The following is a 25764-nucleotide window of genomic DNA, read 5'->3' as shown; positions in this document are numbered from 1 at the left end:
GCTTCCGGTTTCGTGCAACTGTAAACCCGACACTCGTCCGAGGTCAGCTGTATGAGCTGAGTCTCAGAACATCTCCCTCGAATTCATTTATCAGTGTATCTGAAGAATTCATCAGAAAGTTCCGCTTGCTTGATGCAATCAGAATCGTTTCAATAGCGTGACGAGGCTGATATCACACTGCATGAATTCCTGTGCCAAGGGGGATTCAGAGCCTCTGCGGGTGACCGCGTAGTAGACAAATCATTGGAGCGGGAGCAGCCGTTGGCATCAGTTGCAACCTGCCGCACTCAGCCTTGAAAGAGGCTAAATCACGGAGACATTCCTTAATGACATCAATTCGCCGCAGCATTCGTGCTTCGGGCAATGCCCGATTCACCGCTTCCCTCCCTTTCAAAAGTGGATGTGGTTTCTCTGTTCGCCTTTCGTCCGCGCTGGCGAGCTGCGCATTTTTGTCTCTCACGGCCTGCGGAGGAGGAGATATTGGTTCGCAAGCTGCTTCCCAGGCGCCTGACCCGACCATTGCGATGACACAGCAAGGTGAAGTCACCGGCACGGCTGCGAACGGCGTTATATCGTTTCAGGGTATTCCATACGCGGCCCCTCCGGTTGGAGCGCTGCGCTTTCAAGCGCCGCAACCTGCCGCACAGCGTAGCTCTACGCTGGCCGCCAGTGCTCCCAACGCCGGCTGTGCCGTACAGGAGGATTGCCTCTACCTGAACGTGTGGAAGCCAGCTGATGTGGTTGCTGGCGCAAAGACCCCCGTGTTGTTCTGGATTCACGGAGGGGGGTTCGCCAACGGTTCCGGAGGGATCTGGGACGGTACCGCCTTAGCAAAGGAAAATCGTTTCGTCTTGGTAACGATCAACTACCGACTGGCTGGGCTTGGCTTCTTTGCCCACCCCGCACTGACCGCCGCCAACCCGGCCGCAGCCACTGACTTTGGCCTGCTCGACCAACAGGCCGCAATGAAGTGGGTTCAGGCGAATATTGCGGCATTCGGAGGTGACCCTTCGAATGTGACCGTCTTTGGCCAGTCGGCTGGTGGAATGTCGGTGACCACGCACCTAGCGTCGCCGTCATCTGCTGGACTGTTCCAGAAAGCTTTGGTGATCAGTAATGGACCAGTGCGGCTCGATATCCCTCTTGCCTCAGCCGAGCAGCAAGGCGTGAAAGATGCCACCGCACTCGGATGTCCGGGCACAGACTCGTCAGTTCTCGACTGCCTTCGCAAGATCCCGTTTGCAACTCTTCGGGCGGGAACCCATGCATCGACAGGCGGAAGTGGCTGGCAACCCATCATCGATGGGCATTTCTTGGTCGAGTCGACATCGGACTCTTTCGCTGCTGGCCGCTTCAACAAGATGCCAATCATTTTTGGCGGCATGCACAACGAACGGAGCCTGTTGGCGAAGAACTACGCATCGGCACCACTCACGGATGCTAACTATGCGACTACTGTTGCGACACTCCTCAATTCCGTGTCGCCAGTCACGACGCCGTCTGATGTCCAGCAGTTGTACCCGTCAGGCAACTTCGTGAATCCCACCCATGCCGCAACTGAAGCGGTTGGAGACTATGCCTGGTATTGCGGAACGATGATCGACGCGGCAAACCTTTCGAAATACTCCGCGTCAATCTGGCGATACGAGTTCGCGGAGCAGAATCAGGCACAGATCATTCCCGATGGTTCTGCGAGTTACCCCGGCCCTGTTCTCCCGTTCTACGGACCTTGGGGGAATTTCCATTCGGCTGATAATCCCTACTGGTTCAGTCAGTTCGGAAGCACGGAACGCACGGCATCAAATCTGGCCCTGTCCTCAACCATGCGACAGTACCTTCAGAACTTCGCCGCAAATGGTGATCCCAATGGAGGAACTCTTCCCAATTGGGCCAGTGTGAGTGCCGGCGGCGGCACGGGAATGCAATTCGCAACGCCCATCCGACCAAACGTCGACATTACGACTGCACATCACTGCGACTACTGGGCTACCAAACCTGCCAGTGGACAATCGTACTAGTACTCCTCTCTCACGTCGCCGTCAGCTTGCACTCGAAATGCTAACTGAAGCTGCGACTGGTACGCTCGGGCGCGTCGGCGACGTGTGAGGGTAGCTCCATCCATTAGGATAGCGTAGGTGCGACAATGCTCCTCGCAAAAACGTTACGGCCTCGTCCAAATATTCAGGGTCTCCGCTTCTCCTTTGATCCAGCTCGATCCGTGGGTCGCCCCGCGCGACCCAGCTTCCTCGACACGTCGAAGAAGCTGGTCAGTAAATCAAAGCCGCCTCACTGTAAGCGTCCGGCGGACCTTGCAATTATCCACTTCTCAGCCACGAAACCTAGTAACCTGGCTTACGTCATGACCAGTGCTCAAGAAAGATGGCGGGAAAATAGCAAACGGACGAGCGAGCCTAGCTTGAGAAGAAGTCGAGACAAACGAATTTCTGGATACCAGATTACGCCAGCGTTTTGACATAGTACTGGAACAGTTGTGGTCAGGCATCGGCCAAACGATTCCCTTCACATGTCTGGAATGGTCCTCCGTCAAATCCGCTTACCTTGTACACGAAATGACATTGATCCACGTGTCTATTTGGACTATGTACTAACTCACATTACCGCTCACAAAATCAATTGCATCAGCGAACTCCTGCCCGGACGTGTAGCCAACAACCTGCAGACGCCAGCCAAGCTGTCGAATCCTGCTGAGCAACCGGCAACTCCAGTTCACCATCATATCTCTCGCACACACGAATGGACGAACGGTCCAGTTGAGTCGCTTACGATGGACGGAAGTGCGAACGTCCTCTATTGTCTTCTCGTTTTCAATCTTGCCGTCGCAAAGAACGACATATTAGCCAATTGCGTCCGGCAGCGACCGGCGCATTGGTATCCAAAACAATTGAGGCGGTTACCGATGACTTCGGCATACGTTACACAGATCGTACAAAATTATCTGCTGGGTGTGAACTGAACGGCCGCGATTTTCGCGCAAGCGATTAACGAGTGGCCTGTGAAATGGATTCCGTTAGCCGAACATGCCGGCGATCGTGTCCTCCAGCGCCCACCATGCCATCCGCTACGACTGGTGCGATTCGATAATCGTAGCATGGCAGGCCTCGCGAATTAACATCCGAAACGCGAGCGAAAATCGAACTTCAACTATGCAGGCGACTTACGCGTCCATCGGATCCGAGCTCGTCAACATTCATGAGGAACGCTTAAGAGACAGTTTCAAAAAGAGTTCATAGAGGCTGTTAACCCATAACGGAACCTGTTAACCTCGATCGTCGTATCCACAGAATCGAGGAGATGGGCCAACCAATCATCGACGACGAACTGTGGGCACTGATCGAGTCACTGCTACCACCAGCGAAGCCACGGCGCTTCAAGTATCCGGGCCGCAAACCAGTACCGGATCGGGCTGCGCTGACCGTCATCTTGTTCGTGCTGAAGACGGGTATCCGCTGGCGAGATTTGCCAGCGGAGATGGGGTGCGGCTCCGGCGTCAGTTGTTGGCGCAGGCTACGCGATTGGCAGCAAGCCGGTGTATGGGATCGATTGCACGTAGTGCTCCTGGCGAAGTTGAGGACGGTCGACAAGATCGATTTCTCGCGCGTGATCGTCGACTCGTCGTCGATTCGCGCAGTTGGGGCGGGCGAAAAACTGGCCCGAATCCCACCGATCGAGCACGACCCGGATCCAAGCACCACCTGGCCACCGACGCCCACGGAACACCGATCGCGGCAATCCTGACTGGCGCCAATCGTAACGACGTCACCCAGCTTGTTCCGCTGATTGAGGCCATCGTACCGAGTGGCGGCGTGCATGGGAGGCCTCCGAGCCGTCCCGGCCGCGTTTACGCGGACCGGGGTTACGACCACGACAAATACCGACGCATGCTTCACGAGCGCAGTATTCCCACCAGCATCGCGCGACGCGGCCGCCCCCACCGCAGTGGCCTTGGAAAGATCCGTTGGGTCGTCGAACGCACACATGCCTGGTTGCACAATTTCCGCCGTCTGCGTATTCGCTTCGAACGTCGCGCCGACATTCACGAAGCGTTTCTCAAGCTCGGCTGTTGCCTGATCTGCTGGAACACTCTTCAGCGAGCTCAACAGTCTTTGTGAAACCGTCTCTAAGCCTCAAGCGGCGTACGGATTGATCGACGCGGACTCGAGTTTACCGGCGGCCAGGAACAGAACTGTGCGCATGGTTTCGAGGTTTACGTAGCCACGAATGCGTCGCTTGGCCACGTGGAACAAGCCGTGGAGTGCTTCCAGAAAGCCGTTGGTTTGGTGCGTCTGGGTCCATGTAACGATACCGTCATGTTTGCAACCACCTTCGTGGGTTCAACCTTGGGGCACATCACGTTGGCACACCGTTGATCTAGCATCTCACTGACAACATTGATCTACTTGCGATCAAGGGCGTCTCGCAATTGCTCGCGATAGAGCTAGGCGCGAACGGTACGCTTGGTCGTGACGTCGGCGACCTGCGAATCGAGGTTGACCGGCTGGGCCACGCTCAGCCGGTCGCGGTCTTTGAGCAGCGGTCAATACAGGCTTTCGAGCTCCGGGCTTGATGCGCAGCGCTCGGACTTCGAGGTAACAATCGTGCTCGAAGAAGTTCAGGTGCCGATAACGCTTGACGATGGTGTCACGCACGGGATGCACGCCAGTCATCTCAGTATGTGTGAAGCTGCTTCCAGCCGTGACGTCGATCTGGACGGTCAGCCTCTTGGCGGCCACGTCAAAATCGACGCCGCTTAAGGACCATTGATCCCTCACACCCAATTGTGGCTTCGAGCAGCTTGCTGAGCGTGACCTGCCTTCGTCTTGTTTATGCAGAACCTATGACGATACCATCCACTCGAAATTCAACCGAGGCATGATTTACACCACATCCAGAGCCAATTTTCAAATGCTCTCTCTCAGAACTTGTGCATCACACCGATCGCAGCCGCCAACTGGTTCGCGCCAGTGGCAGTGGTTGTTGTTGCGATTGGCGTGCCCCAGCCCGTCGCGCTCATCGCGGCTTTTGAACTGTTGATGACGTAGATGATGTTGATGTACAGCGCTGTACGCTTTGACAGCCAGTAATCCGCATTGACACCAGTACTGAGTGCGTGCGCGGAAACGTCGCGATACGAATGATAATAAGATGCGGCTGCCACATCGAACGCTGGGGTTACCAGATAGCGTATGCCCGCAAATGCCATGTACTGCGGCGGTGAGGCGACGAGCGTCGTCTTGATATCGTTCAACAACAATTCGTAGCCGCCATATAGCGTCGCTTTGTCGATCTTGTACGAACCGCCAAGCAGATAACGACGCTCACTGTTGTCAGCAGATGCGACAGCCAAACCTTGCCGCTGTTCATACGTGAAAGTCAGGTTGAGCGGTCCCTGAACGTAGCGGGCACCGATGTCAAATTGCTTGCCAACACGAAACGCACCAGGCACCGGCACACTAGCTGCAACAGCTTCGTAGCCAAAGCTGTATAGCGCGTTCAGTTCGAACGGACCGTAGTGACCAAGATACGACACCGCATTATCCGCGCGGCCAACGAACTGTGCATCCTGAGCAGAGAAACCGAAACTCGAATAATTCAACGGATCGAGCGCGAGGCCGTAGCGATACATGGGTACCTGCTGACGACCGAACATCAGCGCGCCGTAGCTGTTCGATTCCAGGCCGACAAACGCCTGACGACCAAACAGGCGCCCGCCTTGCTGCAACGCGCCCGTATTCATTGCCATGCCAGATTCAAGGGTGAAAATCGCGCGCAAACCGTTACCCAGGTCTTCCTTTCCGGTAAAGCCCCAGCGTGAATTTTGACGATTACCTGTGCCGAGGGCGAACTGCGTTCCCGACGATCCTTGCGGCACCGCGCTATGGTTAGCGAACGTAACCCCCGAATCGACAATGCCGTACAGCGTAACGGATGATTGTGCATGTGCTACGCCGCAAAATCCGATGCCACACGCAAGAAATGCCTTGAACGACCACGTGGAAGACTGGTTCTTCATTGGATATTTCCTCCTGTAATTTTTTTGTACTGCGAAATAAACTTTCACTAACTGTCATCACGCGAGGGATGACGCGTAGACTTCCCAGCTTTCCCGACGTTATCTCGAAATCTTTCCGACTTCGGATTACGCTACCTGTTATTCGCGCGAAACGGCTTGCCCGCTAATGGCAACTCCACCGCGTGGGCACGCGAGTCAATCGTTTAGTTCGTCAATCTGCGTGATGCGGATCCGTCATACCTGATGGCACCTGCGGGATCGTCTTTCCGTCCAGCGATCCGCCAGATGGCTCCTACTCAACATAGTCAGGCTGCATTGCGGGTGAGGCGCGTATAAACGCAGGATGCTCGGCGGCTTGCGAATACACCGCCAGGCTTCGTGGAAACGCGCTCAAATCGCAACCCATGCGCAACGCGTTAGCAACCTGTGGCACGAGGCACACATCGGCGAGCGTCGGCTGTTCGCCGAAGCACCAAGGTCCGGAGTTGCTGTGCTCAAGAAGTCGCTCGACGCCTATCATCCCTTCGGCAATCCAGTGTCGATACCATGCGCTTTTTTGCTGCGGTGTGATGTTCAACTCCGTATCCAGATAGCGCAGCACGCGCAGGTTGTTAATCGGATGCATGTCGCAGGAAACCAGCATCGCCAACTCGAGCACACGAGCACGCATGTGCACCTCGATCGGAATCAAACGCGGTTCAGGATGCAGGTGGTCCAGATAATCGATGATCGCGATGGACTGGCCGAGCCTAAAATCCTCATCGACCAGAGCAGGCACCGATGCCGATGGATTCGTGTTGGTCACATAGTCCGCCGCTCGATGCTCGCCGACTCTGATGTTGACGGGCCGCGTCGCGTATGCGAGCCCCTTGAGGGCAAGCGCGATGCGGACGCGATACGAGGTCGAACTGTTGAAGAAGCTGTAAAGTTGCACGACGCGATGTCCCTTCAGTATCAGAGTGTGCCGTTAAACGACGCGCACCGTAAGCTCGCCAAGTCGGTCGACACCGACCTTCATAGTGTCGCCTGTCCCTACCGCTCCCACTCCTTCCGGCGTTCCGGTGAAAATTACATCGCCCGGCTCGAGACGAAAGAATTTCGACAGATAAGCCACTGTCTCGGCAACCGACCAGATAAGGTGCGAAACATCGCTCGTCTGTTTGGTCTCGCCATTGACGGTTAGCCACAGCGCTGCTTTTTCGAAATGCCCCACCGTGCTCGCGGGGTGGATCGGGCCCATTGGAGCGGAGCGGTCGAATGCCTTGCCGATTTCCCACGGACGCCCCATTTCGCGCATCTTCATCTGCAAATCGCGGCGTGTCATGTCGAGCCCGACGGCATACCCCCACACGTAGTCGTTTGCCTGTTCAACGGAAATATCTGCACCGCTCTTGCCGATTACCGCGACGAGTTCTGCCTCGTAGTGGTAGTTCTGCGTTTGCGACGGATACGCGAGATCGAGCGTTTCGCCATAAGCGACGGGCACAACCGCATCGGTGGGCTTGCAGAAAAAGAACGGCGGCTCGCGATCTGGATCGAAGCCCATTTCGCGCGCATGCGCGGCGTAGTTTCGGCCCACACAATACACTCGGCGCACGGCGAATTGAGCGTCGCTTCCGGCAACAGGAACAGCGACAGGTGTTTCGGGGGGGAAAACAAATGACATGATGGAATCGCTTGAATAGATGGAAAAATGGAACGCAACCGTTGCTGCGACGCACTGCAACGAAATCAGGAAGCCTTAGCTGCGTTCTTCGCGCAGCAGATTCAGCGCGGCAAGAACCGGGCGATCCGAATAACTGAAAAGCACGCTTTCCGCCGATGCTGACAATTGCACTGGTACCCACGATGGCGTGACGAACACATCGTGCGGTTCGAAGGTAAATTTGTCTTCGCCAATCTTCACGGAGCCTTTTCCTTCGACGACGCAATAGACCGTTGCATCTGTGCTGCGGTAGGTGCGTCCCTCGAAGCCGGCAGGCAGGTACTGCATGAACGTCGCGATGGTAGGCATGGGCCAGCCTCCCGTCGCAGGATTAACGTAGCGGAGTTTCACCCCATCCCACTGGTCCAGTTCGCCACCGCGGTACAATGCCTCAAGCGCCGCGCGGCTGCGCTCATAGGGATAGCTGAAGATTGGCGAAGTAGGATCGGACACGCGATGCCGTACTGGTACCATGTTGTGCCCGAAGCGTGCAAAGCTATCACCCTCCGGACGGGCAACCGGCTGCGTAGACTCGGGATAATTTTCGGCAAAGCCGGCGTCCATCTGCGCCACAAGCGGAATATCAAGGCCGTCGAGCCACACGACCGGCTCACCGCCGTCTTCGATCGAGAGATTGCCGTGGTCATGCCACGTCCACGATGGCGTAATGATGAAGTCGCCGGGATGCATCGTCGTACGCTCGCCATTGACGGCCGTCCACGCCCCTTTCCCTTCGACGATGAAGCGCAAAGCCGATTGCGTATGCCGATGGCTCGGCGCAATCTCTCCAGGTAGAATTAATTGCAACCCAGCGTATAGATTTGGGGTCATGCTGGACTTCCCAGGAAGACCCGGATTTTCGAGCACAAGTACCCGACGTACGGCTTCTTCGGCGCTGATCACGTCACCTGCCTGCATCACGAGGTCGCGCACCTGCGAGTACTTCCAGATTGCAGGGCACGCTTTCGGTTGCGGTGACTTTGGTACGAGGTTGTGCAGCGACTCCCAAAGCGGAGCCATGTCGCTGCGCGCGATCTTCTCGTAATAAGTCACGCGTGATGTGACGGGATGATTGATCGTCATGTACATTTCCTTTTGGTGCTTCGTGGTTCGCACGCACTACCCGTCACGTAAGACAGATCGGTAACGCCCACTGGAGTCGAGGTCATTCAGATATTTCGCGACTGCAATGTCTCTTGCGCCGGCGCTGCGTCATGTATCGCACTGCGCGAATGAAGCACCATGGCAGCAACGCTGGCGACGAGAGCTGGAATGCATCCGAGAATGAACACGTGTGCGGGATCCCACTTGAGCGCGAGCAGTGCGCCACCAAGGAGTGGCCCGACGATTGAACCCAGTCGTCCGACACCGAAAGCCCAACCTACGCCGGTTGCCCGAATCGCGGTGGGGTAAGTGCGAGCGGCGAGTGCGTTGGCGGCAATCTGACCACCAACGATGCAGAATCCCGCGGCCAGGATCGCGAGCGCCGATGCCACGTATCCGCCCCGCACGCTCAAACCAAGTAGCACGACCGAAGCCGCCGCTCCCAGATACACAACCGACAACATGATGAAGGGGCGGAGTCGGTCAATGAAGCGCCCGAGCAGCAATGTTCCTGCCGTACCACCGATCTGAAAGAAACTGCTCGTCGTAACCGCTGCGCTGACAGTAAGACCGCTCTCGTGGAGCAGAATCGGTAGCCAGCTGGAGAACAGATAAAGCTGCAGGAGACTCATAAAGAAAATGAGCCAGAACATCAAAGTGGTTGCTGCGCGCCCGTTTGAAAAAAGCTGGGCTACGGACGATACAGGCAGGTCTGTCGTATGACGAATAAAGTTTGCGTCCGGCGTGAGCACGGTTTCCGGAGCAATGCGCGCGATCGCCGCCTCGATTCGCGTACGCGGGACGCATTTCGCTACCATGAAATCAAGCGACTCTGGCAGGTAAATCAGCAGCAGCGGCACGAGGACAAGAGGGGTGAGCCCGCCGACGATCAGCACACTGCGCCAACCCAATTCGTCGATCAGTGCACCGGCTGCGATTCCACCCAGCGCGGCTCCCAGTGAGAAACCGCAGAACATGCACATCACGACGGTGCTGCGGATACGCGCAGGTGCGTACTCAGAAGTAAGTGCGACTGCATTCGGCATTACGCCGCCAAGACCCAGACCAGTGAGAAAACGCATCGCGAGAAGCGCTTCGACGGAATTCACGGTTGCGGTGAGCAAAGAGAACATGCCGAATATGGCGACGCTGATGATCAACGCGGTTTTGCGTCCCTTCCGATCGGAAAAGGGGCCGAAGATCAATGCACCGAACATCAGTCCGATCAGGCTCGATGCAAATACCGGGGCAAGTACTGGCTTCGCTATGTGCCATTCGGAGACCAAGGCTGGTGCAATGTAGCCGATAGCCTGGGTATCGAATCCATCGGTAAAGACAGCAAGACAGCAAAGTAGCGCGACAAGAAAGCGTGTCCTTCCGAACGGCCCTTCATCGACAAGCCGTGTGATATCAACGTATTGCATCAGGTCTCCAGTAACGCGATCAGGTGCGTTTTCTCATACCATTTGATTTCGATCTCTTCATTCGCTTCGGATAACGTATGGTTCTCATCATTCGAAGCAGGCAATGTCAGCCATATGTGACATGCCTAATGATCGACGTTCGAATCTTGTCATTTAGACAGACGTCTGTCAAATGATATGCACCAAGGTTTACCCGAGGAGTCGCGCAAACTAGGTGCTAGCTGCTATGGAGTTTGATGTATTGAGTGGAGGCTCTGCAGGAGTGACGTTGAGGCGCCAGCTCCCGTTGCATGATCGATTGGACCGAGGAAGTATCGATAATCTCTGGTGCTAGGAGCTGGATGCTACGAATCGATCGATCCCGCGATAGTAACGCGCGTATTTGCATTGTGATAGCTGACGAACTTGTCCAGCAGCGAGAGAAATATACGGCTTTCCTCTCCAGAGAATGGCGCGAGAAGTGACTGCTTCTCGCTTTCGGCCAGTGCGGAGGCTTGCCGAAGCACCTTTTTCCCCTCAGCAGTTATCAGAATTTCGACTTTGCGCGCATCGATCGGACTGGGGGATTTCATCACGAGGCCGCGCTCGGTGAGCAGTTTGATTACGAGCGCCGTGGTCGAACGGTCGAGGCCAATGAGGCGGGAGACGCCGATCTGACTGACTGGACCAACCAGATTCAGGATGTACAACGCACCGTACTGGCTAGGCGTGAGATCGAGAGGCCCACATGCCTCGATGAACATATGCATCGCGATCTGATGTGCCCTCCGAATAAGGAAACCCGGACGGCGGTACAGTTCGTCCAGCAGGAGGTTAGAAGGGGACTGAAGAGTGTTCTTTTTTACCATACCCGGTCAGGACTCGAGAAAGTTTATCCCAATCGATTTTAGCTCAGCTCGGCCGCCCCTTCTTCTGTCACCCCGACTATATTCATTTGCATGATTGACAGTCAGCGTTTTGGGCCATAATATTAGACAGACGTCTGTCAATTATTACGGAAATTCTTAATTGCACGCAGGTGCAGGAGGCTGGGATGTCGAAAGAATGTGAAGTGTTGGTGATCGGTGCCGGCATCGGTGGACTGACACTGGCGCTTGCGTTGCATGAAGCTGGCATTAGTTGCCGGGTTTATGAATCAGTTCAGGAAATTCGTCCGTTGGGTGTAGGGATTAACGTTTTGCCACACGCGACACGCGTGCTGGGACGTCTCGGCCTGAATGACCCTCTAGGCAAACTCGGGGTTACAACCGAAGAAGCGGCATTCTTCAATCGGCATGGGCAACTCATCTATCGCGAACCGGCAGGAACGGCAGCAGGCTATAGCACGCCTCAGTTCTCGATTCATCGTGGCGATCTCCAGCTCGCTCTGCTCGATGCGGTGCAGGAACGTCTCGGCCCTGACGCCATCGTGCTTGATCGGCGATGCGTTGGTGCGACGAGTTCGGATACTGAAGCCTCCGTCAGCTTCGTCGATTCAAATGAGAACTCCTATACGGTAAAGGCCTCAGTCGCAATATCATGCGACGGCCTTCATTCGGCCCTTCGCAAACAGTTTTACCCGAATGAAGGCATGCCCAGATACTCTGGCGTTAACATGTGGCGTGGCGCGGTTCATTGGAAGCCCTTCCTGAGCGGCGCAACCATGGTACGCGCGGGTGCACTGGTACCGGGTGTCGGCAAGATGGTAATCTACCCCATTAGGGACAATGTAGATGAACAGGGTCGGCAACTGGTGAACTGGGTTGCGGAACTCGATTCGCCGCAACCGGCTCGCCGCGACTGGAATGGTGCTGGCCGTCTGGACGACTTCTTTCCGGCATTCAAAGACTGGCACTTCGACTGGCTCGATGTCGCAGCAATGATCGAGGCAACGAGCGGGATACTGCAATTTCCCATGGTTGATCAGGATCCACTCCCTCGCTGGACCTTTGGCCGTTTGACCTTGCTCGGCGACGCCGCGCATCCCATGGTGCCTCGCGGCTCCAACGGCGCAGGTCAGGCAATCGTGGATGCAGATGTGCTCTGCGCATATCTCGTCGAACTTGGCGTTGGACCGGACGCGCTTCTGGCTTATGACAAGGAGCGCGTCAAGGCAACGGGTGACGTCGTACTCACCAACCGGAAGGCGCCGCCAGACAAGATCTTGCAGATCGTTCATGAGAGGACGAACGGTCAACCATTCTCGTCACTTTCGGGCATCATTGATGAAGTGGAGTTGCAAAGTATCACTGCAAGTTACAAGGAAGTCGCAGGCTATACCGTGGAAGGGCTCGGAGCCGAGTGACACGCGCAACGACATTACTCCTCGCATGCAGTTCGTGGTGGTGCAATATTTCGCGGATCGGCCAGCGAGGCTAAATCAGGCCTGACCACATCAAGTCGTCTCAGAAACGTATTCACCATACACAAACCTTGACTAGATCCTGTTCACATTCTCACGAGCGGCCCAAAGGCGCAGGCAAGCACCGCGAAGGCGAGATAGTTGCGGGCGAGCTTGTCGTAACGAGTGAAGACGCGACGAAAATGTTTGATGCGATTGAAGAAGCGTTCGACGATGTTCCGAGTTCGATACAGCAGGCGGCTGTATCGTCGCTTGGTCTTTCGATTCGAGCGCGGCGGGATAACGGCCTTCGCACGCGCAGGTGGATGGTGTTCACGAAGGCATCCGAGTCGTAGCCTTTGTCAGCAATCACAGCACCTGTGTGCAGATGCTCGACCATGATGCATGGGTGCCCGGTAAGGCCGTTCGGCGTTCTCGGTGCGGGTGCACCGCAAGATACATGGGCGACGCCACCACCGCCAGACGCATCGGCGGCCCGATCGGCACCGCGATCATGTCCCTGTCGATGTCGCTCCCGAGACGCACGCCCGCGTCGAACCGGTCCGCCACGATGTCGCGGAATCCGTAATTTGCGTCGAACTCCAGCTTGATGTCCGGGTATTCCGGAAGTAACGGCCGATGCGACCACAATCCGCCGTGCAAAACGCCTCTCGCTGAAGCGTTCCCTGCGGCTGAAGACGCCGCAGGCCTTCGTGTCGTTCAGCCCTGTCAACCGGATCTGTTTGAGACGTCTTTATCCCGAGCTCTGCTCAACGAAGCGGTAACAAAGTGTAAATCCGAACTGTCACAAGGCGCGATCGATACGTTCAGCAAGCTCATTGTTCCACCTGTTCCATCACGATGCTGATTTGGTACATCCATTGCGGCGAGACGGCCTCTATGGATAATCGAACATGACTAGGGCATCCCGGAGTCGTGCGAAATGGACCAGATAATGCGGATGAAGGACGTCGTCAAGAAAATCGGCCTCTGTCGAGCCACCATCTATTCGATGATCAGCCGCGGAGAATTCCCGCGCCCTATACGCATCGGTGAGCGTGCGACCGGATGGCGTGAGTCCGAACTGGAAGCATGGCTTGCCAGGCGATCAGCGGCGAGAGAGCAAGCGGGACGGACGCTCCACCGAAGTCACTGATTCCCGCTGCTGGAATTACGGCTCATCGACCGCCAGCATCGTTCCCCTGCATCCGGGAGCGCCGCATCGACAGACATAGCCCAGCCTGATCTCGTCGTCGGCCGGTTCGTCTGTGACCAGTTGGTAATCGAGGAACAGTTCATCGCCGGGCAAAATCACGACCGACGCGTGAATGAATACGCGATCGCCGATCTCGATGGCCTCGCAATTCGCATCGCACGAGTGATTGAGCCATCGCGCGCTGTTTCCCCGTTGGCCGCCATCAATCACGCGTCCGTCAGATAGCCCGAAGAAGTAAGTGTGACCAGACACGCCCGACTTCCGGTGCTGCCTGACCGCTGTTTGCCATCTGATCAGATCACCCTTGTATTCGAGAATCCGCTCGCCGGGTTCGAGCGCCTGAAGCGCGAATACGCCTCGCCCGTGCACGGGCGAACGCCGAACCACCACACGTCGCTGCATCAACTGTCTTTCCCCTCTTCCATTGTTGAAGCGAAGTATAGGGGGCCCTTACTGCCTATGTGTATTTCTTGAAGTACTTGGCCATGTTCCATACCGCGAGCAGCATCAACATAGACACCGGCCAGAACAGGAGATACACCGGCAGAGGCAACGGTACCACCAGCCAAACGGTGGCCGTCAACGGAATCACGCCGAATGCAAGCACGTGTTTTGCACGGTGATAGCGGGTCGCAGACTCGTGGCCACCCTGTGCCCGCCTGATGTGGCGCGTCACCAGCCCATCTGTGAGTGCGATAGCGATCGCCAGCACAAACTGCGGGATCGTCATCAGCAGCATCGAGACGCGAATGCCGAACAGCTTCATTCCGACCATGGCCACGATCAACACCTCGCGTGTTGATCCGGTAAATGCGGGCCGCAGCATGGAGCCGAGGCCCTCAGCCGGTAATGCCCCGGCCTGCCAGGCACGCGCGGAGGCATCGACACCCGTCCAGCCGAACCAGCTCCAGTACGCGAGGTCTGCGGCACACCTTGCGAGTTCGCGATCCGATGCCTGTTCCAGGTAGTAACGGAGCAGCGCCTCGATCCCACCCACCGGATCGTCCCGCCAGAAAAAATGGGCTGCCGCGATATCGGCCAGCACCGACAGGAGCGATGCCAGCAGCAGCCACAGGAACGCATGGATCGCCAGGTCGACGATCCAGAAGAACGACTTCACGCCATCCGCGTTATTATCCCGACGCGTCGCGTTCATGCCCGCTCCTCTCAGAACCCGGCGCCCTTGCCTTCGACCGCCCAGGGGTCACTGGCCGACGGCTGGGCGGGATTGCCGACCGGCAGGAAACTGCCCACTACACCTCCAATAGTGTCCGGCGCCACGCCGCCGCCATCGTCGAACGGCGACACGGCTTGCACGTAGGACGCGTATTTCGCCCGCATATCGGCCACCACCTCGTCCAGTCCTGGCAACATGATGGGATCGTTCTTCTCCAGCAGCGGCAGCCGTACCTTGACCAGTTGACCGCCTTCGATGAGCGCAAACGCCTGCCCCTTCGGCAACTGCGTGAGATCGGATGGCTGTAGCATCGGCACAGGGCACACCGAGATCTGGTCGTGGGTCTGCGCCGTGAAATGCACGCCCTCCCCGCGTTTCACTGCATCCGTCGCCGACGACGCCAGTGTCAGCGTCTTCACGTCGACCATAGGCAACTGGTCGGTGAGGATTTTCGCGGTCGTCACGTATTTCACACGCAGCATCACGAGCGTGTTGAAGTTGCCAAAAATCTGTTCGGCCTTGGCCCGCGAGCCGGTCTTCGCCTCCAGATCGGCGCTGGTCTGCGTGTAGGCCGTCACCTGGTAGCCCGCGCCGCCCGCCTTGTTAACCAGTGGCACGAACTCGTCACCCACCAGTTCGTTGAACTCATCCGCATGGATCGACACGCGACGCTTTCCGCCAGCGGCACTCTGCCCATAACCGTGCCCGTACTTGTAGATCCGGCCCGCGGTCGATGTGAGATCCGCGAACATCGCATTACCCACTACGCCCGCGACCTCGAAATCGGACAACGCATCAAGACCGACGTACACAATCCCACCGCGGTCCATCACCCGGTTCCAGTCGAACACGGGGCGTGGGTCGCCCGGATCGCCGTAGTCAGGCGACAGCAACTCTGACGTACGTCCCGTGGTGAGCTTTTCCAGGAGAGGATAGAGAGACGAGATCAGCTTGTCGAAGTACGAGCGCTCGTTGCTGATCACCGAAAGCAGGCCGTTCGCGATCGGATCGGTCCAGCCCTGCTGACGGATCAGGTTCGCGACCTGCAGCACTGCCTGGTTGCGCTGCAGTCGCATTGCCTGCTTCGCCTCTTCCCTCTCGAGCGCCTCCAGCCCATCTTCCCAGCCCGGGTGATCCCGATTGAGCCAGAAGCGGAAATACCGCAGTGCCAACCCGTCGATGTTCACCGCATTCTGGTAGATCATCTCGTAGGTCGGACGGATGCCGAGCGCGCTCATCGCACGTGCCATCACATTCACAAAGCGCCAGACGAAATCGCGAAACGCGGCCGACTGCCCTTCTTTCGGCAGATTACCCGCGATGCGGGTTGCGACCTCCGTGATCCGCGAGTAGGTACCGATCGGGCTGTACCGTGCGGATTTGTCGGGATAGCCCAGATGGAAGAACGTGAATTCGCCCTCGCGACCGCATCGCCTCGCCTCCGCATACATGCGCAGCAGCAGATCGACGTCGCCCTTCGGATCAAACACGATCACGACGTCGCCCCGGCGAATGTCCTCGGCAACCAGAACCTCGCACAGCCGGGTTTTGCCCACACGCGTGGTGCCAAGCACGGCCATATGGCCGACGCGCTCGCCAAGGTCGAACCAGACATCACGCTCTTCGGGCTCGACACCGTGCAAGGCGGGATCGCCCCCAACGGGTGGCAATGGTGCGACGGGATTCCACCAGCCCTGGCGACGTGTGATCTGCGCGAGATGGCCATCGGGATGCCGCCGCTCGTAATCCCGTGCGTGATCGTAGAAGTCGTTGCGGGCAAGCAGTCGCCGGTTCTCGGGAAGACGGGCCTGATACAGGCGCTGCGTGTGAATGCCGCTCCACCGGAAACCGCGACCGAGAAACACCTCCCTGTTCGAGCACGGAATCGCGTCGGCCGGAATCACGTACTGCGGCAGACGCCGCAGGTTGCGCTGGAAGCGGATCAGTTGCCACGCCTGCCTGGCGCGCACCCCGGCCAGTACGAGCAGCCCGAGGGTTGTCACACCACCTGTCGCGGGGGTGACCAGAAACAGCGCGGGATGGGACCAGAGCACGCCCGTTGCGGCAAGCGCGACAACGGACGACAGCAGTTCGACAGGTCTGCGGAAGCGGTTCTCGACTGGATAGCCCATCGCCTGTCCGCTCGCACCCAACGTCTATGGCCGCGACGAATGCGGCACGCCGTCGGCGTCCTGCACCGGCTTCTGCTTAGACTGGATCATCGCGTTCGGAGACGGAACGGGATTAAAGAACCGCTCGGGCTCGGGCACGAGCATCACGGACAGTTGCCGTCCGCCCGCACCCTTGATCGTGTAATGAAGCAGGTAGGAGCGCGCGGCGCCGCCCGAATCCACCACCACCGGATAGCCCGACTTCTGGAAATCGCGCTGCACCTGCTTCCACGGCTCGGGCGTTCTGCCATCCTCAGCAGGCGTCTGTTCGATTGCCTCGGGGTGCGCCTGCGCGAAATCACGGAAGACCGCAGGTGTCACGAGCAGCATGCCTTCCGGCACGAAATGCACTCGCGCCATTGACTCGTTGTACGGCAGTGCGCCTGTTGCAATGCCCTCCTGCACCCAGGCCATGAAACGCTCGGCGTTTGGTCGCGGCTGCCGGCCACCCTCACGCGAAACCACGGACCGTACCGGCGCCTTCGTTTTCTGTTTCGGGCGCATGGGTGAGGTGACTGCGTCGGGCACAGGGCGATCTGCCGTATGCGCCTTCCCGTCGCGAACGGCTTCGCCCTGCAACGTCGATGCGCTTTCGACGTCAGGCAGAAAATCTGGCGAATTGATGTGCGACACCGGCTGCGGGACATTTGCGGTTGACGCCTGTATGGGCTCATCGATCGCCGCGCCAGGCAGATCAGGCATCACGAGCAGCATAGACACCGCTGCATCTGGTTCTGCCGGGGGCGCATCCCCATCGACTGCCATCGCCGCCACCGGTCCCAGTTGCTCCGGCTCGCCCGCGTCCGGCGAAGCGGACTGGACATCTATCGTATTGCCAGGCGGTGGCGGCGACATATCCCCGACCGGCGGCGGCTCCGCGTCCATTCCAGCCTCGACGACCTCGACCACCTGCACTGCGCCAGATGGGAGCGAACGAGGATACTGGCGTGGGTCAGCGTACATCCTGTCGAGTGGAAAACGCAGGACCGTAAAGGTCTGCTTCCAGGTCCCCACCGTCACCTCGACGGTCCAGATCGCACCGCCTTCCGGTGTGGGAATAAGCGCACCGTACTCCTGCCAGGTGTCGAAAAGCCGGTTGTTATCAGCCGGGATACCAGCCGCACCAGGCTGCTGCTGCTCGTTGCGGGCCAGCCACGCACGCACGGCCTCGGCGAGCGTCTTCGCGACGCACCACAGGAATTCGCCATCGCAGTATCCGGTGGCGCCTGCACGGTTCATCGGCAACTCGCCTTCGGCGAGCAGGCGGCGCAGCCCACCCATCAACCGCTCGATCAGCGGAACCGTCCGGGCCGTCGCAAACCGGGTGCGTGGCCCTGCGAGCAGATTCTGTGCAACCGAGCGCCGGTCTGCCTCGCCGACAATCTTCGCGAGCGCCCCGTCCTTTGCACCGGCGTCGCCGGATAGGTACGCGGCAAGTTCATCGACGACTGGCGGATACTGCGCGAGCCAGCCGAGCGATGCGGATGGAACCAGGCGCTGGAGCAGCACGATCGACAACCGCGCGTGTGCACCATAGTCGCGCTGGGTCGGCTCCGGAAAATCCACCCGGTACCACTCGCCACCCTGCCCGTTCATACTGCCCGCCAGCGGGACCCATGGCCGCGCCACCATACCGCTCACGAGCTCAACCTTCAGGTCCGCCAGGGGTTTGCCGATGTCGTGCAGCAATGCTGCGACCAGCACGGCATAGCTGCAACGCGCACCATGCTGCATCTGGTCCTCGGGACTCGCGCCAAGCGGCAGGCGGTACCCCTCGCGGAAATGCAGCGCATACCGCGCCACCTCAAGCAGATGGATCAGCAGGCCACCGGACTGCGCGTGGTGATGGGATTCCGATGCGGGCAGCAGTTGAACGAATTCGGAGAGTTGCTGGATCAGCGGTTCGACGTCCCGTCGCTCGCTATCAACCGACAGACTCAGGCTGCTTCCAATATGGCGGACGGCGCCCTGCATACCGGTTCGCGCAATGAGCTCACCGGACCCGAGTACCGGCAGATGCTGGGCAGACGGAGGCCGCCGCCGCGATGTCTGAGCGGCAACGGATGCAGAAGGTGACGCTGGCTGGGACGGCCTCGCAGACGCCGCGGAAGAGAGTCCCAGCCAGGTCAGAGCAGTACTGAGTGCCATGCAGGGTTGCCGTGGTAATGGGAAATCGGGAAATCCGGTCGAGTGGACTGCGCAACGCCCCGCTTCATGTCCCCACAGTACGCAGCCACCCTCACTCACGGTCCGGAATGACTGCATGGCAAGCGGTCATCGCATGCAGTCATGTCGCACGTGCGGATACTGGAAATTACGGTCAGCCAGGCAGTCCTTTTCTGGCCTTGTGCGGCGCGCGCCGCAGCGTTTTTCCCCTTTGCCACAGCCCCTTTTTTGCCCTTGGCTCTTTGCGCCTTTCAGCGGGTGAAGCGTCTCATTCCAGGCTTCACCCGCGGCCTTTGGATAAGGCCCTTTCCTTTTCGCAATCCTTTATTCCCCTTGCCTTCGCAGCCTTCTCCAGACCCTTTTGCATTTCACTGGACAGTCCACATGGAAATGATCGGACTGCCGGGCGGTTCGCAAAAAAAAAGCTGCACTGCTCGCGCACGCGGGCAGGTATCCGGCCCATCCGCGAACCGTCCCTGTCTACAGTGAACCTGTCGGTCCGCTCCCCCAGGGCCGACGCGCGCTGTTGGCCTGCCGGGATGCTCCCCGCGCCCGGCAGGCTCTTTTTCCGGTGGCTGGCGCAGCCGCGACATGCGAATGAATGAGGTCCAGGGTGACGTCTGCAGGGATCGTTCTGACTGGTGCAGTGATGTGCGGGCTGGCCTTCAATTGCCGGGCCGACTGCATGGACGACGCCGCGCGCTTTCATCACGTGAGCGTGCGGCTTGTCCGTGCAATCGCCACCGTCGAATCCGGACAGCATGCGAACGTCATCCATCTGAATACCGACGGCAGCACCGATATCGGTCTGATGCAGATCAACAGCCGATGGCTCACGACGCTCTCGCACTTTGGCATCTCACGCGCGGACCTCCATGACCGCTGTACCAATGCCTATGTCGGTGCATGGATCCTGTCGCAGAACCTCCATCGCCTCGGCCTGAGCTGGGATGCTGTCGGCGCATACAACGCTGGAACACACGGGAAGCGCATGGCTTACGCGCGCCGTGTCTATCGCGCACTCAACATGATCTCGCCCTTGCCGACCGAGCCTGCCACGCCTCGCACGACACAGGAGCCAGGACTGATTGCGAAGCTGCTCCGGCCTCTCACATGGGAAGGCAATCAATGAGCCGGCTGACGTACGAATACGCGATCGAGGTGCTGAACGACTATCTCGGTCCGCTACAGCCGATGCTCGCTGATCCCGACGTGCAGGAGATCATGGTCAACCGCGCCGACGCAGTCTTTGTCGAGCGTAACGGAAACCTGACGTACGTCGCCGGTTGTGACCTCGATCCGGACGCACTGGACCGCGCCATCACGATCCTCGCCAACGTCAATGCGAAGGAGCAGACGCCGTTACTGGATGCCCGGCTACCGGGCCTACGGATCGCTGCGGCCCGGCATCCCGTTGCCGTCCACGGCGACATGATGTCGATCCGCAAGCACACGCGCCGCCGGATTGAACTCGCTGACTACGAGCGCAGCGGCGCATTCGACGTGCTCTCCGGTACGCAGTCACCGGCTGCGCGACGCCGCAATACTGCGCTGCTGGAACGACTGGCTTCGGGCGGCGACGCGCTGAGCGAGTTCTTCGAATGGGTCATGCGCGAGCGCATCAACGTTGCATTTTCAGGTGGCACCTCGTCCGGCAAGACCACGCTGCTCAACGCCATGGTCGACGCGATGCCGCAGGAAGATCGCGTCATCACGATCGAGGATACGGCCGAACTGCAGGTGCACGCGCCCAATCACGTCGCCTTCGAAACCAACCTCGGCATCACGGTTCGCGACCTCGTGCGCTTCTCACTGCGCGTGCGCCCGGACCGGATCATCGTTGGCGAGGTCCGTGGCGCCGAAGCCTTCGACCTGATGGAAGCGCTGAACACCGGACATCCTGGCTCCATCGTCTCGTTCCACGCCGACTCTTCTGACACGGCGCCTGCCCGTTTGGAGTCGCTCATCCGCATGAGCGACGAAGGACGGCTCCTGTCGATCGACGACCTGCGCCAGAAAATCGCCTCCACATTCCGGTTCTTCGTCCACGCCGAGCGTCAGGGTGCAATGCGCGGCCCGGTCGGAATCCGCGAAGTGCTCGGCGCGCGGAACGGACGCTACCAGACCCGGTGTCTCTTCTCCCGATATGCCTCCCACGAGGAGCTGGTCCATGCATGAACGAGATCAATACGGTCGCGTCGCCCGCATCACGGGCCACGTCATCACTGCACTCCATCACCACTGCGTGGATCTGCGCACTGCATGGCGAACCCTTTCCGTCCGCCATCACCGCGCGCTGCGCCTGTTCTTCGCTGCCGTCTGGCTCGGCACACTCCCGGCCATCGCGCACGCCGGCATCTGGAACGGCGGGCTGTGCACGGTGTATCAGGACGTGCTCGACAACGAGCTCCTGGAGGTCGTATCGCTCTCCGCGCTGGTTGGGTCGATCGTGTTGTGGCTGCTCGATGACGGACGCAGCAACATCAAGACGCATGTGCTGCGCGGTGTACTCGGCACGCTGGCTGTTCTGAACATGCCGTTGCTCTGGGCGCAGGTGTTCAACCACGGCGCCGCGTGCACCGGAAGTATCTGACGGAAGACCCGCATGGAATCACTTCGCTCCGATAGCCGTGATGCATCCGGTGAACCCGTTGATTCGCCGGATCCGCTTGCCGCACGCATCCGCAAAACCATGCTCGAACCGTTCCTGCTGCTCGGTATCGACCGCAAATGGTGTATCGCGCAAGGCGCGATCGTCATCACGTTTGCGGCCGGCCTGCGAAACGGCTGGGTGCTGCTCGCGGTGCTGCTCACCCATCCCGTGTTGTGGCTCGCGGCACGCCGCGATCCGGACCAGATCCGCTGCTATGTGAAATACAGCCGTCAGGGCGACTACTACGAACCGCGCCAGTTGCTGCGTCAGAAAATCAATGCCCGTCCCAAGGGATTCGCCCGGGGGATACCGTGCTGAAGCCAACTATGACGCTCTCGCCGTTTGACGCTGAATCGCTTGCGCGCGTCGCGCAGCGCATGGACGGTGACCGTCGTTCCACGGCCGAAATGGTGCCGTGGCTCTTCCGCTTCAGTGATTCGCTGATCGTCAACAAGGATTCGTCCGTCATGGCAACCTGGGAGTTCTCGGGACCGGACGCCGATGCGCTGTCAACCGGTCACGTGCTCGAGCTAATGGAGAACCTGATCACGTCACTGCGCGACATCGCGCGCCGCCCCGTGACGATGTGGTGGACAGTGCACCGCCGCCGCAGTGCCCGATATCTGAGCGTGCCGATGCCCGACCCGGTTTCGCAACGCGTCGACGATGCACGACGCGATACGTTCGAGCATGGCGCGAACTATACGAACCGCCACTTCGTCACGTTCACGCTGGCTCCCGAGGTCGGCATCGACCGGTTTGCGGGCAAGGTCGCGCATGGCATGACGCATGACCGGCTGTCGATTGTGCGGGCTCTGATGCAGGCCGTGCGCGGCACGTTCTCCGATCAGTACCTGTTCGCCTATACGGCATCGGAACTGGCCACCATCGTCGAGACCTTCGAGAATATCCTGTTCGGCTTCGTCGCGGGCAATCCACGACTCGCCTGCCGCCGACTTCGGGATAACGAGTTGGGCGCATTCATGCACGCCTGCTGCTCGCCGCCCAGCGATCACGTGCCAGCCGTGCCGATACCCGACATTCCCGCGCTGGACCTCGCGATGTGTGATACCGAGGTTCGTCCTGGTCACGATTATCTGCACTTCTACTCGCACGGTCGGCAGCGATTTGCGATCGCCACAGGTATTCCGGTGCGCCGCGACTTCTGGCCGGACAGTGTGCAGCCCACGGGTCTCGACGGTCTTCTGAAAGTGCCGGGCGAGCTGACGGTCAGTCACTGCTTCCGGCTCACCACACCGACCGCCGCGATGCGCTTCATCGACAGCGTACGCCGCTATCACGAGGGGCGACGGCTCGACACACGTTCGCTGCTGGCGGCCACGCTGCGCAGCGGCGACACATCCGGTGCGCGGCAGAACCAGTCCCGCTCTGCCGCGGCGGACGACGCCAACCGGCGCGCCGGCAAGGTCGAGATGGCCGAGGAAATGTATGGGTATTACAACCTGTCGGTGCTTTCCTTCTCGCCCGTTTTCGAGACCACGCCGTTCAATGGTGATATGCCGGTCGAAGCGGCGTGGACACAGGCTGTCGCGACGCATCGGGCCGTCGAGGAAGCGCTGCGCGCGGCGCACTTCACGCCGGTACGCGAGACGCTCCACGCCTTTTCCGCCTTCGCAACCAGCATCCCTGGCATGTGGCGCGAATGCGCGCGTTGGTCGTTCATCGACACGGCAGCGCTCGCGCGCCTGCTGCCGTTGCGCGGCGTCTCAGACGGTCACCGCATCAACGCGCACCTGACAAAGGAAACCGGTACGCTCTGCCCGGCGCTTGCCGCCTTTCCGACCGAGTTCGGCACGCCCTACTGGTTCACCGCGTTCCTCGCCGACGTCGGGCACATGCTGGTGTGCGGACGTACCGGGTTCGGCAAGACGATCTTCATGCTGCTATGCGCGACGCTGTTCCGCAAGTATCCGAACGCGTGGCTGTACGGGTTCGACAAGGACCTGTCGATGCGAATCCCGACGATCCTCCAGGGCGGGCGCTATCTGCAGTTCGATCATGATGCCGCCGGGGCTTCCGATGAGGAACGTGCACAGATTAACCCTCTCGCGCTGCTCGCGGACCTCCGGCACCGGGAATTCCTCGTCGAATGGATCGTGATGCTCGTGCAGGAACGCGACACGTATCAGGCGACGGCGAGCGACCGCCGCGAACTGGAGAAGGCACTCGCGGCCACACGCAGCCGCACCGACCGGCGGCTGTGGCGGCTGCGCACGGTCCACGCATCACTGCCCGCCGGTCCGCTCGCGGATGAACTCGCCCTGTGGGTCGGTTCATCCGTTCACGCCCACTACTTTGACAACGTCAGCGACAGCTTCGACGACACGCAATGGGTGTCGATGGCCACTGACCGGATTCTCGCGAATCCCGTGATCGCCCGGCCTTTCCTGTCGTATGTGACGTACCGCATCCAGGATTCGCTGGAGCAGCGGCGGGCACAGGGCGTCATCGGACCCACGCTCGTGATGCTCCCCGAGATCTGGAACCTGCTGGACGATGATGCGTTCGCTGCGCAGATCGGCAACTGGATTGTCACGATGCGCAAGAAGCTGGGTTGCGTGTGGATGGATGCGCAGTCTCCCGAGCAGGTCTCGACATCGAAAATCTGGCCGCAGATCCGTGACAACGTGCTCGTGCGCGTCTTCGTACCGGTCGAGAACTTCACGCCATCCGCGAAAGCTGCCTACCAGCGCGACTTCGGGCTGTCCGATGGACAGATCCGCACGATCCAGCAGCTCGTCGCCAAACGCGACTACTTCATCACCGAACAGGGCGGAGCATCGCGACGCGTCTCCATACCGCTCGATCCCGCGTCGATCGCCATCCTGCGCTCGGAGATGAGCGCGCAGCTCATGTTCGAGCGGCACCTGCACTCCGGTCACCCCGACTGGAAGGACCGCTACATTGATGAAGCGATGGGCGAGGCCTGCACGGGTGCAGCTTCCGCATTGGAACAGGAGGTCCGTCATGCGTAAGCCTGCTGTTCACGCCACGGCCCTGACTGCCCTCGCCCTGATCCTGCACGCCACCACCGTTCACGCCGGCGGCGGCCTGACCGGCGGTTCCACCGAGATCACCCAGTTGCTGAACCACGCCGAGCTGGCGTCTTCGGTCGCCCAGCAGGCGCAAATGGTCGAGCAGAACGTTCAGGCGCAAATCACCCGCCTGCAGCAGTACGTCACGATGGTCCAGAACCTGAAGCAGGTTCCCACCTCACTGATCGATCAGACCATCGCCCCGTACCGCACGCAGATCGCGAACTTCCAGTCGCTCTCGACCGCCATCACGCAACTACAGCAGGCAGCCAGTGCAACGAACGGGCTCTTTGGCCGGAGCCTCTCCGAGATGAACACAACAGGCATGTCGCCCGCACAGTGGCTGTCGGCCTACACGTCGCTTGCGTCAACGCGCGGCGGCCTCTACCAGCAGCAACTGACGCAGGACACGCAGAACCTGGACACGCTCGCGCAGCGTGCGCAGAACCTGCAGCAGATCCAGTCGCAGATTCCCGGTGTGACGGGCACCGTACAGGGGCTGCAGATGCTGAACCAGCAGTCGAATGTACTGGCCGGCGAAATGGTCGACCTGCACGCACTCGTGCAACGCCAGGTCACGCAACAAATGCAGGACCGTATTACGCAGTCGCAAGCCCAGGGCAATGCGGCACAGCTTGCCGCCGCTCGTGCCGCGGCGCTCGGACAGGCCAACCAGCAGGAACAACAGACGACGCAGGGTGCACCCGACTTCGAGCTGTTGCAGGACCAGTAGGAGCACAA

Annotated in this window: 21 protein-coding genes and 3 pseudogenes; 10 read left to right on the top strand and 14 right to left on the bottom strand. The window is 59.4% G+C overall.

Annotated features, from left to right (window positions below; translation table 11 throughout):
• The first annotated feature begins 293 nt into the window (after window positions 1-293).
• Both F3J20_RS12135 and F3J20_RS12120 read left to right on the top strand, forming a co-directional pair.
• Complete coding sequence (locus F3J20_RS12135) at window positions 294-2018, top strand: carboxylesterase family protein (RefSeq protein WP_167283479.1); 1725 nt, start codon at window positions 294-296, stop codon at window positions 2016-2018.
• Between the two features lie 1294 nt (window positions 2019-3312).
• Window positions 3313-4130 (top strand): IS5 family transposase gene (locus F3J20_RS12120; RefSeq protein WP_167283478.1). Its coding sequence is split into 2 segments (ribosomal slippage): window positions 3313-3661 and window positions 3661-4130, totalling 819 coding nucleotides; the frame shifts between segments, so codons are not numbered across the junction.
• Between the two features lie 15 nt (window positions 4131-4145).
• On the opposite strand, the pseudogene F3J20_RS12115 reads toward F3J20_RS12120, so the two are convergent.
• From F3J20_RS12115 to F3J20_RS12085, 7 genes and pseudogenes are all read right to left on the bottom strand, one after another.
• Window positions 4146-4796, bottom strand: a pseudogene (locus tag F3J20_RS12115) (transposase).
• Window positions 4797-4933: 137 nt separating this feature from the next.
• The gene (locus tag F3J20_RS12110; RefSeq protein WP_167283477.1) at window positions 4934-6031 is read right to left on the bottom strand and encodes a porin; all 1098 of its coding nucleotides are present in this window, start codon (window positions 6029-6031) and stop codon (window positions 4934-4936) included.
• Window positions 6032-6323: 292 nt separating this feature from the next.
• The gene (gene maiA, locus F3J20_RS12105) at window positions 6324-6965 is read right to left on the bottom strand and encodes a maleylacetoacetate isomerase (protein ID WP_167283476.1); all 642 of its coding nucleotides are present in this window, start codon (window positions 6963-6965) and stop codon (window positions 6324-6326) included.
• A 33-nt stretch (window positions 6966-6998) separates the two neighbouring features.
• Window positions 6999-7697 carry a fumarylacetoacetate hydrolase family protein gene (locus F3J20_RS12100; protein WP_167283475.1) on the bottom strand — a complete coding sequence of 233 codons (699 nt, stop codon included), beginning with the start codon at window positions 7695-7697 and terminating at the stop codon, window positions 6999-7001.
• A 75-nt stretch (window positions 7698-7772) separates the two neighbouring features.
• Entirely contained in the window at window positions 7773-8819 is a 1047-nt protein-coding gene (gene gtdA / locus F3J20_RS12095) for a gentisate 1,2-dioxygenase (protein ID WP_167283474.1), read from the bottom strand.
• Between the two features lie 86 nt (window positions 8820-8905).
• Entirely contained in the window at window positions 8906-10264 is a 1359-nt protein-coding gene (locus F3J20_RS12090) for an MFS transporter (protein WP_167283473.1), read from the bottom strand.
• A gap of 344 nt (window positions 10265-10608) precedes the next feature.
• A complete protein-coding gene (locus tag F3J20_RS12085; RefSeq protein WP_167283472.1) occupies window positions 10609-11112 on the bottom strand; it encodes a MarR family transcriptional regulator in 504 nt (167 codons plus the stop codon).
• Window positions 11113-11297: 185 nt separating this feature from the next.
• Between F3J20_RS12085 and F3J20_RS12080 the strand changes: the two genes are divergently transcribed.
• Window positions 11298-12548 carry a flavin-dependent oxidoreductase gene (locus F3J20_RS12080; RefSeq protein ID WP_167283471.1) on the top strand — a complete coding sequence of 417 codons (1251 nt, stop codon included), beginning with the start codon at window positions 11298-11300 and terminating at the stop codon, window positions 12546-12548.
• A 143-nt stretch (window positions 12549-12691) separates the two neighbouring features.
• Here F3J20_RS12080 and F3J20_RS12075 read toward each other — a convergent pair.
• Window positions 12692-12889 (bottom strand): annotated as a pseudogene (locus F3J20_RS12075) (transposase); the annotation flags it as partial.
• Window positions 12890-13017: 128 nt separating this feature from the next.
• Window positions 13018-13220, bottom strand: a pseudogene (locus F3J20_RS12070) (LysR family transcriptional regulator); the annotation flags it as partial.
• 307 nt (window positions 13221-13527) lie between these two features.
• On the opposite strand from F3J20_RS12070, the gene F3J20_RS12065 reads away from it, so the two are divergent.
• The gene (locus F3J20_RS12065; RefSeq protein ID WP_167283470.1) at window positions 13528-13740 is read left to right on the top strand and encodes an AlpA family transcriptional regulator; all 213 of its coding nucleotides are present in this window, start codon (window positions 13528-13530) and stop codon (window positions 13738-13740) included.
• A gap of 15 nt (window positions 13741-13755) precedes the next feature.
• Here the strand turns inward: F3J20_RS12065 and F3J20_RS12060 are convergent, their stop codons facing one another.
• From F3J20_RS12060 to mobH, 4 genes are read right to left on the bottom strand one after another with little or no spacing between them, the layout of a single operon-like run.
• The gene (locus F3J20_RS12060; RefSeq protein ID WP_167283507.1) at window positions 13756-14202 is read right to left on the bottom strand and encodes an SET domain-containing protein-lysine N-methyltransferase; all 447 of its coding nucleotides are present in this window, start codon (window positions 14200-14202) and stop codon (window positions 13756-13758) included.
• A gap of 55 nt (window positions 14203-14257) precedes the next feature.
• On the bottom strand, window positions 14258-14956 hold the full coding sequence (locus F3J20_RS12055; RefSeq protein ID WP_167283469.1) for a DUF4400 domain-containing protein: 699 nt from the start codon (window positions 14954-14956) through the stop codon (window positions 14258-14260).
• Window positions 14957-14967: 11 nt separating this feature from the next.
• On the bottom strand, window positions 14968-17109 hold the full coding sequence (gene traD, locus F3J20_RS12050; RefSeq protein ID WP_167283468.1) for a type IV conjugative transfer system coupling protein TraD: 2142 nt from the start codon (window positions 17107-17109) through the stop codon (window positions 14968-14970).
• A 24-nt stretch (window positions 17110-17133) separates the two neighbouring features.
• Window positions 17134-19296, bottom strand: a complete 2163-nt coding sequence (mobH, locus tag F3J20_RS12045) for a MobH family relaxase (protein WP_167283467.1) — start codon at window positions 19294-19296, stop codon at window positions 17134-17136.
• Window positions 19297-19999: 703 nt separating this feature from the next.
• Between mobH and F3J20_RS12040 the strand changes: the two genes are divergently transcribed.
• From F3J20_RS12040 to F3J20_RS12025, 4 genes are read left to right on the top strand one after another with little or no spacing between them, the layout of a single operon-like run.
• Window positions 20000-20446 (top strand): lytic transglycosylase domain-containing protein, encoded by a 447-nt coding sequence (locus F3J20_RS12040; protein WP_240162768.1) that lies wholly within the window; start codon window positions 20000-20002, stop codon window positions 20444-20446.
• Entirely contained in the window at window positions 20443-21492 is a 1050-nt protein-coding gene (locus F3J20_RS12035; RefSeq protein WP_167283465.1) for an ATPase, T2SS/T4P/T4SS family, read from the top strand. Before F3J20_RS12040 ends, F3J20_RS12035 begins: the two co-directional genes overlap by 4 nt.
• Complete coding sequence (locus F3J20_RS12030) at window positions 21485-21907, top strand: hypothetical protein (protein WP_205299270.1); 423 nt, start codon at window positions 21485-21487, stop codon at window positions 21905-21907. The genes F3J20_RS12035 and F3J20_RS12030 overlap by 8 nt, the downstream gene beginning before the upstream one ends.
• Window positions 21908-21919: 12 nt before the next feature.
• Window positions 21920-22285 carry a VirB3 family type IV secretion system protein gene (locus tag F3J20_RS12025; RefSeq protein ID WP_240162767.1) on the top strand — a complete coding sequence of 122 codons (366 nt, stop codon included), beginning with the start codon at window positions 21920-21922 and terminating at the stop codon, window positions 22283-22285.
• A 233-nt stretch (window positions 22286-22518) separates the two neighbouring features.
• Here the strand turns inward: F3J20_RS12025 and F3J20_RS32105 are convergent, their stop codons facing one another.
• Window positions 22519-22758, bottom strand: coding sequence for a hypothetical protein (locus F3J20_RS32105; RefSeq protein ID WP_240162766.1), 240 nt, complete (start codon window positions 22756-22758; stop codon window positions 22519-22521).
• Between F3J20_RS32105 and F3J20_RS12020 the strand changes: the two genes are divergently transcribed.
• Both F3J20_RS12020 and F3J20_RS12015 read left to right on the top strand, forming a co-directional pair.
• Window positions 22750-24963: a conjugal transfer protein TraC gene (locus F3J20_RS12020; RefSeq protein WP_240162765.1), complete on the top strand. Its 2214-nt coding sequence runs from the start codon at window positions 22750-22752 to the stop codon at window positions 24961-24963. The genes F3J20_RS32105 and F3J20_RS12020 overlap by 9 nt on opposite strands.
• A complete protein-coding gene (locus F3J20_RS12015; RefSeq protein WP_240162764.1) occupies window positions 24956-25756 on the top strand; it encodes a conjugal transfer protein TrbJ in 801 nt (266 codons plus the stop codon). Before F3J20_RS12020 ends, F3J20_RS12015 begins: the two co-directional genes overlap by 8 nt.
• Window positions 25757-25764 lie beyond the last annotated feature (8 nt).

It is taken from the genome of Paraburkholderia sp. Cy-641 (assembly GCF_011752945.1).
In the GTDB taxonomy this organism is placed as follows: domain Bacteria; phylum Pseudomonadota; class Gammaproteobacteria; order Burkholderiales; family Burkholderiaceae; genus Paraburkholderia.
Note: the sequence above shows the minus strand (reverse complement) of the source record. Positions and strands in the feature narration are given on the sequence as shown.

Coding starts and splice junctions, on each gene's coding strand:
- mobH (WP_167283467.1), bottom strand. CDS start 19,296: ATGGCACTCAGTACTGCTCTGACCTGGCTGGGACTCTCTTCCGCGGCG.
- F3J20_RS12065 (WP_167283470.1), top strand. CDS start 13,528: ATGGACCAGATAATGCGGATGAAGGACGTCGTCAAGAAAATCGGCCTC.
- F3J20_RS12025 (WP_240162767.1), top strand. CDS start 21,920: ATGGAATCACTTCGCTCCGATAGCCGTGATGCATCCGGTGAACCCGTT.
- F3J20_RS32105 (WP_240162766.1), bottom strand. CDS start 22,758: ATGCGTCATGCCATGCGCGACCTTGCCCGCAAACCGGTCGATGCCGAC.
- gtdA (WP_167283474.1), bottom strand. CDS start 8,819: ATGACGATCAATCATCCCGTCACATCACGCGTGACTTATTACGAGAAG.
- traD (WP_167283468.1), bottom strand. CDS start 17,109: ATGGGCTATCCAGTCGAGAACCGCTTCCGCAGACCTGTCGAACTGCTG.
- F3J20_RS12020 (WP_240162765.1), top strand. CDS start 22,750: ATGACGCATGACCGGCTGTCGATTGTGCGGGCTCTGATGCAGGCCGTG.
- F3J20_RS12030 (WP_205299270.1), top strand. CDS start 21,485: ATGCATGAACGAGATCAATACGGTCGCGTCGCCCGCATCACGGGCCAC.
- F3J20_RS12085 (WP_167283472.1), bottom strand. CDS start 11,112: ATGGTAAAAAAGAACACTCTTCAGTCCCCTTCTAACCTCCTGCTGGAC.
- F3J20_RS12100 (WP_167283475.1), bottom strand. CDS start 7,697: ATGTCATTTGTTTTCCCCCCCGAAACACCTGTCGCTGTTCCTGTTGCC.
- F3J20_RS12060 (WP_167283507.1), bottom strand. CDS start 14,202: ATGCAGCGACGTGTGGTGGTTCGGCGTTCGCCCGTGCACGGGCGAGGC.
- F3J20_RS12110 (WP_167283477.1), bottom strand. CDS start 6,031: ATGAAGAACCAGTCTTCCACGTGGTCGTTCAAGGCATTTCTTGCGTGT.
- F3J20_RS12090 (WP_167283473.1), bottom strand. CDS start 10,264: ATGCAATACGTTGATATCACACGGCTTGTCGATGAAGGGCCGTTCGGA.
- F3J20_RS12040 (WP_240162768.1), top strand. CDS start 20,000: ATGGACGACGCCGCGCGCTTTCATCACGTGAGCGTGCGGCTTGTCCGT.
- F3J20_RS12055 (WP_167283469.1), bottom strand. CDS start 14,956: ATGAACGCGACGCGTCGGGATAATAACGCGGATGGCGTGAAGTCGTTC.
- F3J20_RS12035 (WP_167283465.1), top strand. CDS start 20,443: ATGAGCCGGCTGACGTACGAATACGCGATCGAGGTGCTGAACGACTAT.
- F3J20_RS12015 (WP_240162764.1), top strand. CDS start 24,956: ATGCGTAAGCCTGCTGTTCACGCCACGGCCCTGACTGCCCTCGCCCTG.
- F3J20_RS12080 (WP_167283471.1), top strand. CDS start 11,298: ATGTCGAAAGAATGTGAAGTGTTGGTGATCGGTGCCGGCATCGGTGGA.